The sequence below is a fragment of the Streptomyces sp. NPDC090077 genome (genome assembly GCF_044747545.1).
Lineage (GTDB): Bacteria > Actinomycetota > Actinomycetes > Streptomycetales > Streptomycetaceae > Streptomyces.
Map to the genome: position 1 here is coordinate 104,126 of NZ_JBIVEG010000013.1, position 16,518 is coordinate 120,643.

Sequence of the window (16,518 nt, forward strand, 5' to 3'; positions counted from 1 at the left end):
GGTTCGCGGGAACTCCCGCGCCCGGCCGCCCGACTACCGGTACGTGGGCGGCGAGGACCCGTCGTTCCACGCGGCGCGGAACGACGGGAGGGCGCGGATGGGCGGGCTGGACGTGCGCATGAGGGCGGTGGCCTGCCGGCACGGCCGGGTGGAGGCGGTCTCGGAGGTGGACCTGGAGATCGCCGCCGGTGAGCGCGTGGCACTGACCGGAACCAACGGCTCGGGCAAGACCACCCTGCTGCGCGCCGTGCTCGGGCTGCACCGCCAGACCACCGGCTCCATCTCGGTCGGCGGGCGGGAGACCGGGTCCGCCGCCGAGTGGGCCTGGCGGCGCCGCGCCTGCGCCTGGATCCCCCAGAAGCCGGCCGCCGGCCGCTTCCCCCTGCTCGGGCGCGAGCTCCTCGCCAGCAGTACGGCGCCGGGGCCGGCGCACGAGGCCGCCGGCCGGCTGGGTGTCGGGGCCGTGGTCGAGCGGCCCCTGCACACCCTGTCCGGCGGCCAGTTGCAGCGGATGTACCTGGCCCGCGCCATCGGCTGCGTCGCCGCGGGCGCCCAGGTGCTGCTGGCGGACGAGCCCACCGCCGCCCTCGACTTCGACGGTCAGGCGGAGGCGGCGGACGTGCTGACCTCCCTTCCCGTCACCCTGGTCGTGGTCACCCACGACCGGGCGCTGGCCGACCGCTGCGACCGCGTCCTGGAGATGGCCGCGGGCCGGCTGCGGGAGGTCCGGTGACCTCCGCGACCCTCGCCACCGCCGACCTCGGCGCCCTGCTCCAGCTGGCGTCCGTCCAGCGGGCGGGGCTCGCCCTGCTCCTGGCGGCGGTCGGGCTGCCCGTCATCGGGGTGGTCATCGTCGGGCTCGACATCATGCCCGTCCGGTTCGCGATGATGCACGTGGCCCTCCTCGGCATCGCCTTCGGGCTGCTGACCGGACTGGACCCGATGCTGTGCGCGCTCGTCGCCTGCGCGCTGGCCGGAGCGGGGGTCGCCCCGCTCGCCCGCACCCCGGACGGGCTGTCCGGGGCCATGGGCCTGCTGATGAGCCTCGCCATCGCCGCCGCGCTGCTGCTGCTCGCCGTGTCGGGGGTGAACGCGTCGGGCGCCTTCGCCCTGCTGTGGGGGTCCATCCTCTCCGTCGGCACGCCCGACCTGCTCGTGCTCGGGGCGCTGGCCGCCGTCGTGCCGGGCCTGTTCTGGTGGCGGCGGCGCGACGTCGGGCTGCTCCTGCACGACCGCGAGCTCGCCCAGTGCTCCGGTGTCCCGGTACGGGCCCTGACCGCCGCCCTCCTGGTGCTCGTCGCGATCGCCGTCGCCGGGGCCATCAAGCTCACCGGCGCCCTGCTCGTCGACGCCCTGACCCTGCTGCCCGCACTCGCCGCGCGGCGCCTCGGCAGCTCGCTGAGGTCCATCACCCTCTGGGCGGTCGGCATCGGCATCACCGTCAACGCGACCGGGTTCCTGCTGGCCCTCTGGCTGGACTGGCCCCCCGGCCCCGTACTCGTCCTGACCGCGGGGGCGCTCGTCCTCGTGGTGCACTTCATCCCCGAACGGAGAATCAGCTCATGGCGCGCACCCGCGTCCGCACCGCTTCCCTCGTCGCACTGAGCGCGGCACTCGCCCTCGTCGCCGGCTGCGGAAACAGCACCGACCCCGAGCCCGCCGACGCCGCCCCCGCCCGGGCCGGCTCCCCGGCCGCCGCGAAGGGCAGGCCCGTCGTGGTCGTGACCACCACCTGGGAGGGCGCGTTCGCGAAGGCCGCCGGGGCCGAGGACGTCAAGGTGATCGTCCCGCAGTCCGTCCACCACGCCCCGGACTACGATCCCAAGCCCTCCGACCTCGCCGCCGTCGCCAAGGCCGACTTCGTGCTGTACGCGCCCTTCGAGCCGTACGCCGCGAAGATCAAGGAGGCCGCCGGTTCCAAGGCGAAGCTGGTCGAGGTGAACCTCGACAACGACCCCGACAAGGTCAGGGCCGAGGTGGAGAAGCTGGGCGCCCTGTTCGGCACGAAGGACGCGGCCGCACAGTGGAAGAGCGGCTTCGACACCGAGTACGCGAAGCTGAACAAGGAGGTCCAGGCCGCCTGGCCGGGCGGCAAGAGCCCCTCCGCCGTCACCCAGGTGTTCACCGCCTGGGCCGGGAAGCTCGCGGGCACCACCACGGTCGGCAGCTACGGGCCCGAGGCCGTCACGCCCGCGCAGCTGGCCGAACTGTCCGCGAAGAAGCCGGCCCTCGTGCTGGACAACGCCCACATGTCGACCGGGACGGTGCTGCCCGACTCGGGCGCCCGGCAGATCAAGATCGTCAACTATCCGGGCGAGGACCTCGACCTGCTGCCCGTCTACCGCAACGCGGCGGCGGAGCTGAAGAAGGCCATGGGCGCCTCCTGATCCGGACGCCCGCCGAAAGGGCCCGGCAGCCTCGCGCTGCCGGGCCCTTTCGGCCGTCCGGTCGCGGTCATCCCGCCTGGGCGAGGGACTCCGTCCGGGGCAGCTCGTACCGGGCCGCCGGCAGCACCTGCGCCGCGCGCTCCCGCAGGGCGGCCCGGTCCGGCTTGCCCGCGGCCGTCAGGGGCACCGCCTCCAGCAGCAGGAGCCGCTCGGGGTGCTTGCGCCGCTCCAGGCCCCGCTCGGAGAGGTGGGCTCCGAGCGAGTCGAGGCCCGGGGCCTGGGGACCCCTCGGCACCACACAGGCCGCCAGGCGCTCCCCCATCAGCGGATCGGGGACGCCCACGCACACCACGTCGCGGACCTGCGGGTGCGAGCTGAGTTCACGTTCCACCTCGGCCGGGCTGATGTTGGCGCCGCCGCGGATCACGATGTCCTTCAGCCGGCCCACCACGTGCAGGACGCGTTCGGTGTCGAGGTAGCCGAGGTCGCCGGTGCGCACCCAGCCGTCGGGGGTGCGGTAGCGGGCGTCCAGGTCTGGGGCTCCGACGTAGCACAGCGGCGTCATCGGGCCCCGGGAGATGATCTCCCCGATCTCGCCGTCGGGGAGCGGGGCGTGGGTCTCGGGGTCGGCGATGCGGATCTCGGCGACCCGGGGGTCGGGGTGGCCCGCCACGACGCCCGCCGCGTCGGTCGGGGGGACTGTGTGGGCCAGTCCCGTGTGGCAGTTGACCCCGTCGGCGGAGCCGTAGAGGTTGACCACCGGGCAGCCGAACGCCTCCGCCGCCGCGGCGGCGGTGGTCTCGTCGAGGGGAGCGCCCCCGAGGACCAGCGCGGTGGGGGCGGGCAGCCGCTCGCCCGTGGCGTCGAGGCGCTCGATCATCATGCGGACCATGGTGGGCACGCCGAGGACGTGGGTCGGCCGGTGCTCGCGGACCGCCGCGAGGGCGGCGTCCGGCGAGAAGTGGTCGAGGAGGACCAGCGTCCCGCCGTGCCGGGCGAGGGTGACGGCGGTCCCGTTGGAGCCGAAGGCCGAGGCCAGCGGCACGAGGAACAGGCAGCGCGGCGGGGTCGCGTCGGGGATCAGGGAGGCGAGGAAGTTCCCCCGTCCCCCGGCCAGCGCGTTGTGCGAGTAGGCGATCATCTTCGGCTCGGCCTCCGAGCCCGAGGAGACCAGGATCCGGGCGGCGCCGTCCGGGTCCGGGCGGGCCGGGACGAAGCCGGCGGGATCGCAGCGCAGCAGGTCCGACCACGCCGTCGTCCCCGCGGGTGCGCCGCCGGGGCCGACCGCGACGACGTGCCGGAGGGCGGGCAGGGCCCGGGAGAGGGCGTGCAGGTCGGCCGCGTGGTGGAAGCCCCGGTGCTCGGTCGCGGCGATGACGGCGACGGCTTCGGCCCGGCGCAGCAGGCACTCCGCCTCCAGGATGCCGCGGCCGACGGGGAAGGGCAGGGCGACGGCGCCGAGGGCGGCGAGGGCCAGGTCGGCGATGACGGCGTTCCTGGTGTCGGGGAGCTGTACGCCGACCACGTCGCCCTCGCGTATGCCGAGGTTTCTGAGGCCGGTGGCCAGACATCGCACCTTGCGGTCGAGTGCGGTGTAGCAGAGCGTGCCCTTGGCGTCGACGACGGCCGTGTGGTGCAGGTTCGCGATCTGGCGGGCCCGGAAGAGGCTGTAGAGGTCGAGGTCGGGACAGGTGCCGTCGACCACCCAGGAGCGGCGGAGTTCGGCGGGCAGCAGGTCGTGCAGGTCGACGGTCATGCGAAGCTCCAGGGTTCGGGGACGGCGGGGGCGCCGTGGGCGTCACGGCTGATCGAGCCGGTGAAGCGCGCGTCGTGGTGCAGGTCGGCGAGGTCGGTGGTGACGGCGGTGGCGGTGAGGCCGTGGGCGCTCAGCCGGGCCAGGGCGTCGGCCGTGCAGAGGTCGCGCAGGTCGTGCGCGGCCGCGGCCCCCGCGCTCGCGTCGGCGGGGGCGATCCAGCCGTCGGCCGTCGGCAGCGGCCGCCGGAAGCCGGCGGGCCGGCGGGGGTCCTCCCCGGCCGCCGCCCTGCGCAGGGCGGGGCCGGTCAGGGTGTCGGCGGCGCCGAGGAGCGAGGAGTCCACCCGGACGCCGTGGCCGGTGCGTTCGCGCAGCAGCAGTCCCGCGAGCACGGCCTCGGCGCCGTGCAGGCCGCCGAGCACGTCGAGCAGGGTCATCAGGGAGGGGGCCGGGGGCTCGCCGTGGGGGCGCACCGCCTCGCCGACTCCGGTGCGGGCCTGCACCATGAAGTCGGTTCCCATGGGGGCGTCGGGGAGCCGGTCGGCCCAGCCGCTGGTGTAGGCGTGGACGAGGGCGGGGTTGACGCGGGCGAGGTCCTCGGCGTCCAGGCCGAGTTCGGCGGCCTTGCCCGGCGCCCAGTTGTGCAGGAAGACGTCCGCCTGTGCGGCCATCTCCCGGAGCCGTCCGCGGTCGGCCGCGTCCTTGATGTCGATCTCGACCGCCTTCTTGCCCCGGTTGAGGGCGAGCCAGCGCGCCGAGATCCCGGAGCAGGCGGGCGGCATGCCGCGCAGCGGGTCGCCGCCCGGCGGCTCGATCCTGACGACCTCGGCTCCCAGCAGGCCCAGCAGGTGCGCCGCGAGCGGAGCCTGGATGCGGCGGCCCGCCTCCAGGACCGTCAGGCCGGCCAGCGGCAGCCGGGCGTCGGGGGCGGCCGGGGCGCGCGGGGCCGAGGGGGCGGGGGCGCCGGGCAGCGGGTGCAGCGGGTGCAGCGACCAGGGCGCGGCGCCGTCGGTCTCCAGGGCGCGTTCGGCCAGGGTGCGCAGGACGCACACCTCCGCGCCGGAGGCCGCCGCGGCCTGCCGGATCCGCGGGAGGGGATGGGAGCGGGTCACGGCGTGGAGGGCCTGGGGGAAGGGGGCGCAGGCGGTGGCGTAGCGGAACTGGAAGGGCCGCCATCCGGCGCGCAGCGCGTCGGCGGGGGCTCCCAGGGCCCGCCAGAACGCGGCCCAGGCACCGGGATCGAGGGTCTCCAGCTCGAAGAGCACCCCCTCGGCGGAGGTGAAGGGCGGTCCGCCCGGGGCGAGTTCGGCGGCCTCGCCCTCGTCGGCCCCGGCCGCGGCGAGGTACTGGGACACGGCGAGCAGCCCGGCCCGGTCGGCGCGGGTGGTGACGTGGGCGGGCTCGGCGCCCCGGGCCTGCCCGACGAGGCCGGCGAGGAGGCCCTGGACGGTGAGGACGGCGGTGGCCGTCGCCGCGTAGTCGGCGGCCAGGCCGCGCGGGGCGCCGTCGCGGCGGCCGTGGACGGCCATCATGCCGGTGGCGGCCTGCACGGTCGCCTCGTCGACGAGTCCGCTGCCGGGGTCCGCCCAGGCGGCGGTGGCCCGGGCGGGCCCGAAGCCGCCCCCGGAGAGGGTGATGCCGCCGGACGGGCCGCCGGCGGACGGGCCCTCCGGGCTCGCTCCGAGCAGCCGCAGGTGCTCGGTGACGAGGTCGGCGATCTGCGGGGGCCCCGACGCGGTGAAGGCCATCGTGTCGAGCGGCCGGACCGTCTGCGTGGTTGCGGGGGACGCCATGCCTCTCCTCTCCCGGCGCGGCGGTGGCCGTCGCCCAGGTCGAACGGAACGCGGGAACTCGCGGGGGTGCGCACCCGACCAGTTCCTCGGACAGGGAGTCGGACAGCAGTTCCCGTGGGTTCCCGGGAATGAGGAGGAACGCGGTGACGGATTCAGCCACGGTGCACGGGGTCTCGGCTCAACAGGGCGTAGGTGACGCCGAGTTGAGGGAACGGGTCGGCAGGTTCGTCCGTACGCGGGTGATCCCGTCCGAGCCGGTGCTGGACGCGGGCGGGGAGGCTGCCGCGGCCGTCCTCAAGGGGTTGCGGGCCGAGGCGCGGGCGGCCGGGCTGTGGGCGCTGCCGCTGCCCTCACGGCTGGGCGGCGGCGGGCTGGGCTTCCCCGCGTACGCGGCGCTCGCCGAGGCCGAGGGGGCCAGCGACCACGGTCCCGCCGCACTGGGCTCCGCCCCGCTGCTCGACGTCACCATGCTCGACCGCCACGGCGGCGACCGGGTGCGCGCGGAGTACCTGGAGCCGTTGGTCGCGGGCGACCTGCGGGCCTGTTACGCGATGACCGAGCCGGACGTGCCGGGCACCGACCCGTTCCTCACCGGTACGCGGGCCGAGGCCCGGCCGGGCGGCGGCTGGTGGGTCAGCGGGCGCAAGTGGTTCACCTCCGGCGCGGCGGGGGCCGATCTCGTCACCGTGCTGGCCCGCACGGGCGGGGCGCCGGGCGACCGGGAGGGCCTGTCCCTCCTGCTGGTCCCGACCGCCTCCCCCGGGTTCCGGGTCGTGCGCGAACTCCCCGTCCTCGGGGCGGCGGGCCAGTTCGAGATCGAGCTCGACCGGGTGCCCGTACCCGCCGACCACCTCCTCGGGGCGGGCGGCGACGCCCTGGACATCGCGGGCGAGCGGCTGGCGCTCGGCCGCACCCTGCGCTGCCTGCGCTGGCTCGGGCAGGCCCAGCGGGCCTTCGACCTCATGTGCGAACGCGCCGCCACGCGCGGCGGATCGCGGGGACCGCTGGCCGGCCACCAGCTGGTCCAGCAGCACGTCTTCGACGCGCTGCTCGCGCTGCGCACCACCCGCCCCCTGGTGCACGAGGCCGTCGCGCTGATCGCGGCCGGACGGGACGCCCGTACCGAGGTGGGTCTGGCGAAGGTCGCCGCCGCGCGGATGCTCCAGCAGGTCACGGACTCCGCCATCCAGGTCCACGGGGCCGCCGGGCTCGGCCCCGACACCGCACTGCCCGCCCTGTTCCGGGGCGGGCGGGCGGCCCGGCTCCTCGACGGTCCCGACGAGCTGCACATCACCTCGGTGGCCCGCCGGGTGCTGCGCGGGTACGGGAGGGCCGCTACACGCGGGTGAGGTCGACGAGGCCGTCGAGCGCGGCCAGTCCGAGGGCGAGGAAGAAGTCCCCCCAGATCAGTTCGTGGCGCACCGCCAGGCCCTTGGCCGCGTCGTAGCAGCCGTCCAGCAGCATGCCGGCCGGACGGCCACCGTCCGGCTCCGGTGCGGTGAGGTGGGCCCCGGCCAGCCGGCGCAGGACCGCGGCGGCCCGGGGCGCGCAGGCCCCGGCCCGGGGGACCCGCGTCCGGGACAGCTTCAGCAGGGCCACGGCGGTGATCGCGGCGGCCGAGGTGTCCAGGGGGCCCCGCGGCCGCGTCGCGTGGTCGGGCGGGACGAGCCGTCCCGTCAGCACCCCTTGCTGCGAGAGCAGTTGCCGGGCCGCGGAGGCGAGCCGCACCGGCCGGTGGCGGGCCACCTCCGGGTGGAGCAGGGCGTCGGCCACGGCCAGCAGCAGCCAGGCCTCCCCGCGGCTCCAGCCCGGTGCCGGGTCCTCGCAGGGGTGCCACCCGGTCGCCGGGTCGAACCGCCAGGCGGGACGCGGGCGCCCGGGGTGCCCCGCCCCCTCCGCGCCGAGGCAGAGGTCCAGGTGCCGGTGCAGGTGGGCCGCCGCCGCGCCGGGTCCGTCGGGCCCCGCTCCCGCCAGCAGGGGCACCAGCCCCGGTACGGCGTCGGCACGGGCCAGCAGGCGGGGCCCGCCGAGCGCCGAGCCCCAGGGGACGACGCCGGCTCCGGGGTCGTGGTCGGCCAGGCAGGAGCGGGCCGCCGCCGCCCGGACCGGGCCGGCTCCGGAAGCGGCGGGGGCGAGCGCCGTCCCGTACCAGAAGATCAGTCCCCGGGTGGCGGTGTCGGCCCCGGCCCACGGGGCGAGCCGGGCGGTGCACCGCTCCGCGGCCGCCCGGTCGGCGGCACTGCCCGTACGCAGGGCCCGCAGCCACAGCAGTCCGGCCCAGAAGCCGCCGGTCCACGAGCCGCGGCCGGTCGTCTCCCACCGCCCGTCGGCGGGGTGGGCGTACAGCGGGAACCGGTCGCCGACCTCGGCCTCCGTCGCCGTGACCCGGTCGATGACGGCCGCCAGGGCCCGGCCCGCCCAGTCGTCGGAGGTCATGCCGCCTTCTCCGTCCGTGCGCGCCGGTCCCGTACGGCCCACAGGACCGCGACCGCCCCCGCCGCCGCGAACTCGGCCGCGACCAGCAGCCAGCCGGCCCCGTACCGCCCGCTCTGCGCGAGGAGCCCGAACAGCGGCGGACCCACCGCGAACCCGGTGAAGAACCCGGCCGCGACGAGCGCCGAGTCCTGCCCGGCCCGGCCCGCTGCGGAGCGCTGCATGACCAGCACCATCGAGACGGCGTTGCCGGACACGGCGAACACCCCGACCGCGACGGCGCCGGCCCACGCCAGCGGACGCGCCGTCAGCCCCCCGGCCAGCAGGGCCGCGGCGCCCACGGCACCGCCGGCCAGCAGACCGGGCAGCCACTCGGCCCGGCCCGGCCGGGCGGCCCTCGACCACCCGACGCGGCCCAGGACGCCCGCCACGCCGAGGACGGCGACCAGGGCTCCGGCCGTCGTGGGGCCCATCCCCAGACCGCGCACCCCGTACAGCGCGAGATAGGTGTTCACGGAGGCGATCCCGGCTCCCAGGAACACCGAGAACCCCGCCAGCCAGGCCGTCGTCCCCCTCGGCACGAACGACCCGCCCACCGGCGGCGCCGGCCGCACGGGCGGGTCGGCGGGCAGCGCCCGCAGGGCCCACGCCCCGGCGAGGAGGGCCGCCCCGGAGGCCGTCCAGACCGCGCCCCGCCAGCCGAGTCCGCCCGCGAGGGCGGCGAGCGGCAGTCCCGCGGCGAACGCCCCCAGCTGCACACCGGACTGCTTGACACCGGTGACCGCACCCCGCCGGGCGGGCGGGACGACGGCCAGGACCGCCTTGTTGGTGGCGGGGTTGGCCAACGCCTGCGGTACGCCGCCCAGGGCGACCGCGCCCAGCAGCAGACCCGCGCCCGGGGCGGCGCCGATCAGGGCGAGCGCGACGGCCGAGACGACGAGCAGGAACACCAGGGAGCGGCGCGGCCCGATGCGGTCCACCAGCCGGCCGCCGAACGGGGACAGCACGGCGGCCGTCCCGAACCCGACCGTGGTCGTCAGCCCCAACACCGTCGGGGAGACGCCCAGTTCACCGACCAGGCGGGGCCCCAGCGCGCCGAGCAGGAACAGCTGGAGCATCGAGAACGCCATGGCGCAGGTGAGCAGTGCGGTCAGGCGGCGGACCGCCCGGTTCCCCGGGCCCGCCGCCGCGGCGGCTACCGCCGCCGTTCCCTCTGCCGCCACGGAAATCCCCACTCCCCCGATGTTGAACGTCACGACCGACCGGGAAAGGAGTCGGACGGACCGGCGCCGGAGTTCCCCCGCCCCCCTGTGTCCCGCACCACACCGGCGGACGGTTTCAAGGCACGCCACAGGCACGGTCGAGAACTTGTCAGGAAGTGCGCACCCCCCTACGCGTCCCGGAAGGCCGGTGCGAGGATGAACCCGCCATGACGCCAGGTCACTGTTTCCGAGCCGGACGGGCCGCGATGTTCGCGGCCGTCTGCGTCCTGCTCGCGAGCGTGGGCCACGTGCTCATGTCCGGCATGGGCGTGCCCTGGTGGGCGATGTCCGCCGCGTTCGCGGGCACGGCGGCCACCGGCTGGTGCCTCGCGGGCCGGGAACGCGGTCTGCCCGCCGTGATCGCGGCGACGGTCGCCGTCCAGGCCGCGCTCCACTCGGGCTTCTCCCTGGCCCAGTCGGTCCTGAACCCCTCCCTGCCGTCCGGCACGTCCTTCGCCCGCCAGTGGGCCGCGTACCTGATGTGCGGGGAGGGCACCGCGTCGGCGCTGTCCGTCCAGGAGGCCCGCAAGGTCGTGGACGACGCGGGGCTCGGCTCCCTCGTGTACGAACCGCCGCCGGGCACCGCCCTCGCGGACACCGCCGCGCACGCCCACCACGGCATGCACGGCATGCACGACATGCCGGGCATGGCCGACGCCGCGTCCTCCGCCACCGGCGTCCTCCTGCCGGCGGGCGGGCACGACATGGCCGGCATGTCCCCGGCCGGAATGCTCGCCGCGCACCTGCTGGCCGCCCTGCTCTGCGGCCTGTGGCTGGCCTACGGCGAACAGGGCGCCTTCCGCGTCCTGTTCGCCGTCGCGAGCCTGCTCTGGACTCCACTGCGGCTGCTCTTCGGCGGCCTCACCGCGGCTCCCGTGCGCCCGCGCGCCCGCGTACGCCGGGTGCGGAGCGACCACGCGCTCCCACAGCTGTTCCTGGTCCACGCCATCACCTCACGGGGTCCGCCGACGGGAACCGCTGTCCTGTGACAGCCGGTTCCCCGAGCGTGCGCTGACGACCCTTCCGCGGTCCGTCGCCCCTCGGGCATCGGCCGTGCCCTCCGGCCGGCCGTACTCCCTTCACCGGCGCCGCCGCGCGCGGCGCCGGACACCTTGACCCTGAGGACCTGTGGCGATGACTCCTGCCCTGACCACCCAGCACCGTCCCGCCGGCGAAAGGCCGGCCCGACGCACCCCGGACTCCGACGCGGAGGTGACCCGTCTGGCCCTCGCCGCGCGCGACGGGGACCCCGCGAAGGCGGACCGGTTCGTACGGGCCCTGCACCGCGACGTGTGGCGGTACGTGGCGTACCTCAGCGCGGACGCGCAGGCGGCCGACGACCTCACCCAGGACGTGTTCCTGCGGGCCCTCGCCGCGCTCCCCCGCTTCGAGGGCCGCTCCTCCGCCCGTACCTGGATCCTGTCGATCGCCCGGCGCACCGTCGTCGACAGCGTGCGCCACGCGGCCGCCCGGCCGCGGCTGTCGGACCGCCACGACTGGCAGACCGCCGCCGAGCAGAGCCAGCCGCACGACCTCCCCGGCTTCGACGACGGCATCGCCCTCGCGGAGCTCCTGGCCGCCGTCCCGGCCGAGCGGCGCGAGGCCTTCGTCCTCACCCAGCTGCTCGGACTGCCGTACGCGGAGGCCGCCATCGCCTCCGGCTGCCCGATCGGCACGGTCCGCTCCCGCGTGGCCCGCGCCCGCACCACGCTGATCGCCCTGCTCACGGACACCGGACCGGCGGCGGCCGCGACGGGCCGGCCGTCCCCCGACGACCCGGGACGGGTCGGCCCGCCGGCGCGGTCCGCCGCGCTGGCCCCGTCGCCGGTCTGACGCACGTAGGCCGTACGGGGGAGGGACCGGCGACGGACGGTCCCTCCCCCCGCGGCGTCCGGCAACATGGTGTTCACCACAGCGCGCACCTGGGGAAACAACCGCTTCCTAGCGTGACCGGTCGACCGACCACCCTCACGAACAGGGCGGCGTGCAGCGCTTCATGACGATCCGTCACCCCAGTCCGGCAAAGGCGCCACACGGGGCTCCGCACCGCAGCACCCGCATCCTGCACCCAGCCCCACCGGGAGGCGCGCATGAGCACCACCGAGTCACCACGGACCACCGCGGGCACGGCGGGCACCGCCCCGGCCGCGGGCCAGGCCGTCAAGGAGACCCTGGAGGACTACACCCTCCGGTTCGCACCGCGCAGCTACCGCAGGTGGACCCCCATGGTCGTGGCCACCACGGCCCTGGGCGGCATCGCCTACATGGCCGACTTCTCCATCGGCGCCGGCATCGGCCTGGCCCACGGCACCGGCAACGCCCTCGTGGCGATCGCCGTCGCCGCGGTCGTCATCTTCGTCACCGGCTTCCCCCTCGCCTACTACGGCGCGCGCTACAACATCGACCTCGACCTCATCACGCGCGGCGCCGGCTTCGGCTACTACGGCTCGGTCCTCACCGGCGTCATCTTCGCCAGCTTCACCTTCATCTTCTTCGCCCTCGAAGGCGCGATCATGGCCCAGGGCCTCGAACTCGGCCTCGGCCTGCCGCTGTGGCTCGGGTACGCCGTCTCCACCCTCATGGTGATCCCGCTGGTCGTCTACGGCATGAAGGCGCTCAGCAGGCTCCAGGTGTGGACCACCCCGCTCTGGCTGCTGCTCATGGTCGGTCCGCTGGTCTACCTGATCGCCAACGATTTCGGCACCGTCGACCGCTTCCTGTCCTACGCCGGCACGGACGGGGAGGGCGCCGTCAACACGGCCTCCGTCATGCTCGGCGCGGGTGTCTGCCTGTCCCTGATCGCGCAGATCGGCGAGCAGATCGATTACCTGCGCTTCATGCCGCCCAAGACGGAGGCGAACCGGCGCGCCTGGTGGACCGCCGTGGTCATGGCCGGCCCCGGCTGGGTGCTGCTCGGGGCGCTCAAGCAGGCCATCGGCGTCTTCCTCGCCGTCCACGTCATCGCCGAGGTCGGACCGGCCGCCGCGCCCGAGCCCATCCAGCAGTTCCGCGGCGCCTTCGAGGAGATGATGCCCTCCTGGACGGTCGTGCCGCTGGCCGTGGCCCTGGTGGTCATCAGCCAGATCAAGATCAACGTGACGAACGCGTACTCCGGCTCGCTCGCCTGGACGAACGCCTTCACCCGCGTCACCCGGCACTACCCCGGCCGCATGGTCTTCGTACTGGTCAACCTGGCCTTCGCGCTCGCCCTGATGGAGGCCGACATGTTCAGCTTCCTGGGCGGCGTGCTGGGCTTCTACTCGAACTGCGCGATCGCCTGGGTGGTCACCGTGGCCACCGACATCGGCGTCAACAAGTACCTGCTGAACCTGTCCCCGCGCCGGCCGGAGTTCCGCCGGGGCATGCTCCACGCGGTGAACCCGGTCGGCGTCGTGGCCTTCACCACCGCCTCCGGGCTGTCGATCGCCCTGTACTTCGGCCTCCTCGGAGACGCCCTCCAGCCCTACTCCCCCGTGGCGGCGGCGGTCATCGCCTTCGCCGTCACCCCGCTGATGGCCGTGGCCACCAAGGGCCGCTACTACCTCCGCCGCACCGACGACGGCATCGCCGAGCCCCTCCTGGACCCCGAGGGCAACCCGAGCGGGGTCACCCTCGACTGCCACGTCTGCCTCCAGCCGTACGAACGCCCCGACCTCGCCGCCTGCGTCGCCCACGACGCGGTGGTCTGCTCGCTGTGCCTGAGCACGGACCAGGCGGGGGAACACGTGCTGCCGGCGGGGGCGTAGGGGGGTTACGGGGTGCGGGGGCCGGACGGCCGCGGTGCCCCGTAGCGGGTGTAGGTCGGGGTCTGCCGGGTCCGGCCGCGCCTACGCAGTTCCGCGAAGCGCTCGCGCAGTTTCGCAGCCAGCGTGAACGGCGTGTCCTCGTCCCAGGGAGAGACCTCGTGGAGCACCTCCAGCAGCTGGAGGGAGAACAAGCCGCCCTGCCCCGGCACTTCGATCGCGTCGTTCTCCGGCCCGGATGCCATGTAGACGTGCTGATGGCGGCCGGGCCGGAGTCCGTAGGGGCCCGCAGGGTCGGTTGCCCCGGTGGTGTCCGCGTCCTCCGCAAAGGGGGACCTCGGAGAGGCGCAGGCGTCGATGAACCAGAACTGCTCGTCGCACGTGGAGCCCTCCGGCGAGCGAAACCGGCGGAGCAGGTTCGTGAGCGATACACCCGCCCACGCCGGGGCATCGGAGGTCCCAAGATACGAACCCTGCTCGTCCGTGTACCCGTGCCCGCTCCAGAAGACGAGGAGGACGTCCGCGTCAGAGCGCGCCGCCGTCTCCCCGAACAGTGCCGTCGTCACATTGGCGGTGGTGGCTTCGCGCGTCGGGACTCCGGTCTCCGCCACCACCCCACGGTTGTGTTCCACCGGGGAGACGAGCGCCGTGATGTTGCCCGGAGGCACGCCCTGCGCGAGCAGCCAGTCGGTGATGCGGCGGACGTCGTGCGCGGGGCCGTCGAGATCGATGGAGTTTTCGGTGGCATACGTCTCCACCCCGACGACCACGGCGTACGTGCGGCTGCGGGAGGGTGTCGGCGCCACCGGCTCCGGTGCGGCAGCCGTGTACGGCTCCAGCGCGGGGTCGTTCCACACCAGCACCACGGAGGCGAGTTTCTGCGACTCCTGCCAGGATCTCCGGTGGAGGGCCTGCAGGTTCTCGGGCAAACCACCGGCCATGCCGAGCAGGACGCTGACCTCCTCCCTGAACCGGGCCGGGTCACCCTCGTTGCGGTTCCACAATACGACCGGGACGCCCGCCGTCTGGGCGAGCCGGAAGTGAGTGGCGTAGAGTCCGCTGCCGGTCGGGGGGCCGTCGAGCACGGCGCAGAGGACATGGTCCTTGCGTAGATCCGACTCGAACGCCGACGACACGCCTCGACCCAGGCCCCAGAACACATCGGAGGGGCCGACCCGTCCACCGGCCGCGAGCAGGCGGTTCCAGCGCCTGCTCCATGCGGATCGGTCAGGGTCCGGCGGGGGGCATCGGAACACCACGGGGTGGAGCACCGCGTACGGCTCGCCATCGGAGTCTGACCACGTGTCAAGGTGCAGGTCCAGCAGTTCCTGGGGCACCTCGAACGTGATCGTGTACGGAGGCGCCCCCGAGATGTACTCCGCCCGGCCGGAGTACATGGCGCCCGCCACATGCCTCTTGAGCGAGTCGAGTCCCTGGTCGTGGTACGCGACGATCAGCCGTCGGTCGCCGAGCGTCGATGCCTCCAGGGTGTAGGGGTCCGGGCCGGCCCCGCTCCTGCCGATCCTGAGCAGCAGGCCGTCCCGCGGGACCGCCGCGCCAACGACCGGTTCCGCCCCCAGCAGCCGCAGCACCGCCCGGCTCGCCGCGGCGAACGGCCGCAGGCCGTCCGGGATGCGGGCCGGGCCCTGTGGCGCGGCGACCGCGACGGGGTGGCCCGTGCCCGGGGCGGCCTCCGCCTCGGCGAAGCGGTTGAGGGCGAAGTGGACCTGCCAGGCGTCCTCCGCCGACAGGGAGGTGCGGAGCTCCGCGGCCACGCCGGGGCGGAACCGGAGGCGGAGTTCTCCGGACTCCGTACCGGGGACGTGCTCGAAGAGGTCGCTCACGACCAGTTCGGCGAGGACGTCCACCCCCGAGCCGGGTTCCATCGCCGCCTGCACGGCCCGCATGACCGGCAGCGACAGCTCGCTCTGGGGGCTGCACAGGACGGCCAGCCGGTGGGCCTGCGGGGACGAGACCCGGCGGAAGGCGTCCACCAGGCGCTCCGGTTCCTCGGCCGGAGGCACCGGGTACGGGTCGTCGGGGTACGGGTACGAGTCGTCGTCGTCCTCCTGGTCGGGCGGGCGGCCGCCCGGGGGGATCAGGACGCCCTCGCAGGCCGCGTCGCCCACGGCCATCAGCGTCCCGGCCCAGGCCTGCGCCGCCGCGGCCGAGATCCCGGCCACCGGGCAGGGCAGCCAGGGGCCCGTCACCTCCGGGTAGGCGGCCGTCAGGAGCCGCCGCAGCCCGTCGGGGACCCCGGGGGCCAGGTCGGCGGAGCGGGCGCCGCGCTCGCGGGCCGGGAGGGTCACGAGGGGGCCGTCCAGACCGGTGTGGGGCCACAGGGTCCGCGGCAGGGGGTTGAGCAGGACCGTCGCCGTGGACCGCGTCCAGTCGCGCAGCATCAGCCAGGTGTCCGGTTCGTGCCAGCCGTCCGCGACGCAGTCGGAGAGCACCAGGAGCAGCGCCCGGCCCCGCGCGTCCCGGAGCCGCTCGGGCGGCACGGACCCGCCGGCCGGGCCGAGGAGGACGGGTGCGCGGCCGGGCCCGGGGTGCAGGGTCCAGCGGCGGACGGTGCTGAAGGCCCCCAGGCGTTGCAGCAGGGCCTGGAGGTCGTCGGCCACGTCCCGCCAGACCTGCATGGAGGGCGAGGCGTCCACGACCAGGTCGAGCCCGAACCACGGCTCGGGCCGCGGCGCGAACACCGGGGTCACCTCGCCGGTCCGCGCGTACAGGGCGACGGTCGCCTCCACGTCCAGCCCGCGTTCCCGGCCGCCGGGGCGGCGCCGGCGCAGCGGGCGCAGGGCGCGCGCGAGGGCGGGCGCGTCGGGGAGTGCGCTGCCGCGCCGGATCCGGCCCGTGACGGCGGCGAGGGCGCCGGGGCCGTCGGGGCCGCCGCCCGTGTCGTAGGTGCCGGGTTCGGGCCCCGGCGGGTAGGGCCCGGGACCGGGCGGCTCGCCGGGGGCGGCGGGCCCGTCGGCCGGTGCCGGGGCGGGGTCCGGGTCCGGGTCCGGGGCCGCGGTGGGCGGCGGGACCGTCCCGTCGTCGGATTCCGCCATGGCACGGGCCAGCCAGAGGGCGTCGGCGAGTGCGACGGGGTCGACGTCGGCGTCGACCCGCCGCAGTGCGCGGATGAGGGCTTCGAGCACG

12 protein-coding genes are annotated in these 16,518 nt (G+C 75.6%); 7 read left to right on the forward strand and 5 right to left on the reverse strand.

The genetic code is table 11. The features are described from left to right. Positions 1 to 97: 97 nt before the first annotated feature. From ACIPW5_RS22250 to ACIPW5_RS22260, 3 genes are read left to right on the forward strand one after another with little or no spacing between them, the layout of a single operon-like run. Entirely contained in the window at positions 98 to 733 is a 636-nt protein-coding gene (locus ACIPW5_RS22250) for a metal ABC transporter ATP-binding protein (protein WP_401247769.1), read from the forward strand. Beyond that, on the forward strand, positions 730 to 1,605 hold the full coding sequence (locus ACIPW5_RS22255; protein ID WP_401247465.1) for a metal ABC transporter permease: 876 nt from the start codon (positions 730 to 732) through the stop codon (positions 1,603 to 1,605). Before ACIPW5_RS22250 ends, ACIPW5_RS22255 begins: the two co-directional genes overlap by 4 nt. Then, positions 1,563 to 2,387 (forward strand): metal ABC transporter solute-binding protein, Zn/Mn family, encoded by an 825-nt coding sequence (locus tag ACIPW5_RS22260; RefSeq protein WP_401247468.1) that lies wholly within the window; start codon positions 1,563 to 1,565, stop codon positions 2,385 to 2,387. Before ACIPW5_RS22255 ends, ACIPW5_RS22260 begins: the two co-directional genes overlap by 43 nt. A 67-nt stretch (positions 2,388 to 2,454) precedes the next feature. Here ACIPW5_RS22260 and ACIPW5_RS22265 read toward each other — a convergent pair whose 3' ends face one another. Together ACIPW5_RS22265 and ACIPW5_RS22270 are read right to left on the reverse strand one after the other, a co-directional pair. Beyond that, positions 2,455 to 4,143 (reverse strand): class I adenylate-forming enzyme family protein, encoded by a 1,689-nt coding sequence (locus ACIPW5_RS22265; protein ID WP_401247471.1) that lies wholly within the window; start codon positions 4,141 to 4,143, stop codon positions 2,455 to 2,457. Further along, entirely contained in the window at positions 4,140 to 5,933 is a 1,794-nt protein-coding gene (locus tag ACIPW5_RS22270) for a CoA transferase (RefSeq protein WP_401247474.1), read from the reverse strand. The genes ACIPW5_RS22265 and ACIPW5_RS22270 overlap by 4 nt, the downstream gene beginning before the upstream one ends. Before the next feature lie 143 nt (positions 5,934 to 6,076). On the opposite strand from ACIPW5_RS22270, the gene ACIPW5_RS22275 reads away from it, so the two are divergent. After that, positions 6,077 to 7,282: an acyl-CoA dehydrogenase family protein gene (locus tag ACIPW5_RS22275; protein WP_401247477.1), complete on the forward strand. Its 1,206-nt coding sequence runs from the start codon at positions 6,077 to 6,079 to the stop codon at positions 7,280 to 7,282. Here the strand turns inward: ACIPW5_RS22275 and ACIPW5_RS22280 are convergent. Further along, on the reverse strand, positions 7,269 to 8,369 hold the full coding sequence (locus tag ACIPW5_RS22280) for a sugar ABC transporter permease (protein WP_401247480.1): 1,101 nt from the start codon (positions 8,367 to 8,369) through the stop codon (positions 7,269 to 7,271). The genes ACIPW5_RS22275 and ACIPW5_RS22280 overlap by 14 nt on opposite strands. Continuing rightward, positions 8,366 to 9,589: an MFS transporter gene (locus ACIPW5_RS22285; protein ID WP_401247482.1), complete on the reverse strand. Its 1,224-nt coding sequence runs from the start codon at positions 9,587 to 9,589 to the stop codon at positions 8,366 to 8,368. The genes ACIPW5_RS22280 and ACIPW5_RS22285 overlap by 4 nt, the downstream gene beginning before the upstream one ends. A gap of 206 nt (positions 9,590 to 9,795) precedes the next feature. Between ACIPW5_RS22285 and ACIPW5_RS22290 the strand changes: the two genes are divergently transcribed. From ACIPW5_RS22290 to ACIPW5_RS22300, 3 genes are all read left to right on the forward strand, one after another. Beyond that, complete coding sequence (locus tag ACIPW5_RS22290; RefSeq protein WP_401247485.1) at positions 9,796 to 10,617, forward strand: hypothetical protein; 822 nt, start codon at positions 9,796 to 9,798, stop codon at positions 10,615 to 10,617. 145 nt (positions 10,618 to 10,762) lie between these two features. Beyond that, entirely contained in the window at positions 10,763 to 11,461 is a 699-nt protein-coding gene (locus ACIPW5_RS22295) for a sigma-70 family RNA polymerase sigma factor (protein ID WP_401247487.1), read from the forward strand. 257 nt (positions 11,462 to 11,718) lie between these two features. Further along, complete coding sequence (locus ACIPW5_RS22300; protein ID WP_401247490.1) at positions 11,719 to 13,374, forward strand: purine-cytosine permease family protein; 1,656 nt, start codon at positions 11,719 to 11,721, stop codon at positions 13,372 to 13,374. Positions 13,375 to 13,379: 5 nt separating this feature from the next. On the opposite strand, the gene ACIPW5_RS22305 is transcribed toward ACIPW5_RS22300, so the two are convergent. Then, positions 13,380 to 16,517: an SAV_2336 N-terminal domain-related protein gene (locus tag ACIPW5_RS22305; protein ID WP_401247493.1), complete on the reverse strand. Its 3,138-nt coding sequence runs from the start codon at positions 16,515 to 16,517 to the stop codon at positions 13,380 to 13,382. Position 16,518 lies beyond the last annotated feature (1 nt).

Coding starts and splice junctions, on each gene's coding strand:
- ACIPW5_RS22250 (WP_401247769.1), top strand. CDS start 98: ATGGGCGGGCTGGACGTGCGCATGAGGGCGGTGGCCTGCCGGCACGGC.
- ACIPW5_RS22260 (WP_401247468.1), top strand. CDS start 1,563: ATGGCGCGCACCCGCGTCCGCACCGCTTCCCTCGTCGCACTGAGCGCG.
- ACIPW5_RS22265 (WP_401247471.1), bottom strand. CDS start 4,143: ATGACCGTCGACCTGCACGACCTGCTGCCCGCCGAACTCCGCCGCTCC.
- ACIPW5_RS22270 (WP_401247474.1), bottom strand. CDS start 5,933: ATGGCGTCCCCCGCAACCACGCAGACGGTCCGGCCGCTCGACACGATG.
- ACIPW5_RS22280 (WP_401247480.1), bottom strand. CDS start 8,369: ATGACCTCCGACGACTGGGCGGGCCGGGCCCTGGCGGCCGTCATCGAC.
- ACIPW5_RS22290 (WP_401247485.1), top strand. CDS start 9,796: ATGACGCCAGGTCACTGTTTCCGAGCCGGACGGGCCGCGATGTTCGCG.
- ACIPW5_RS22295 (WP_401247487.1), top strand. CDS start 10,763: ATGACTCCTGCCCTGACCACCCAGCACCGTCCCGCCGGCGAAAGGCCG.
- ACIPW5_RS22300 (WP_401247490.1), top strand. CDS start 11,719: ATGAGCACCACCGAGTCACCACGGACCACCGCGGGCACGGCGGGCACC.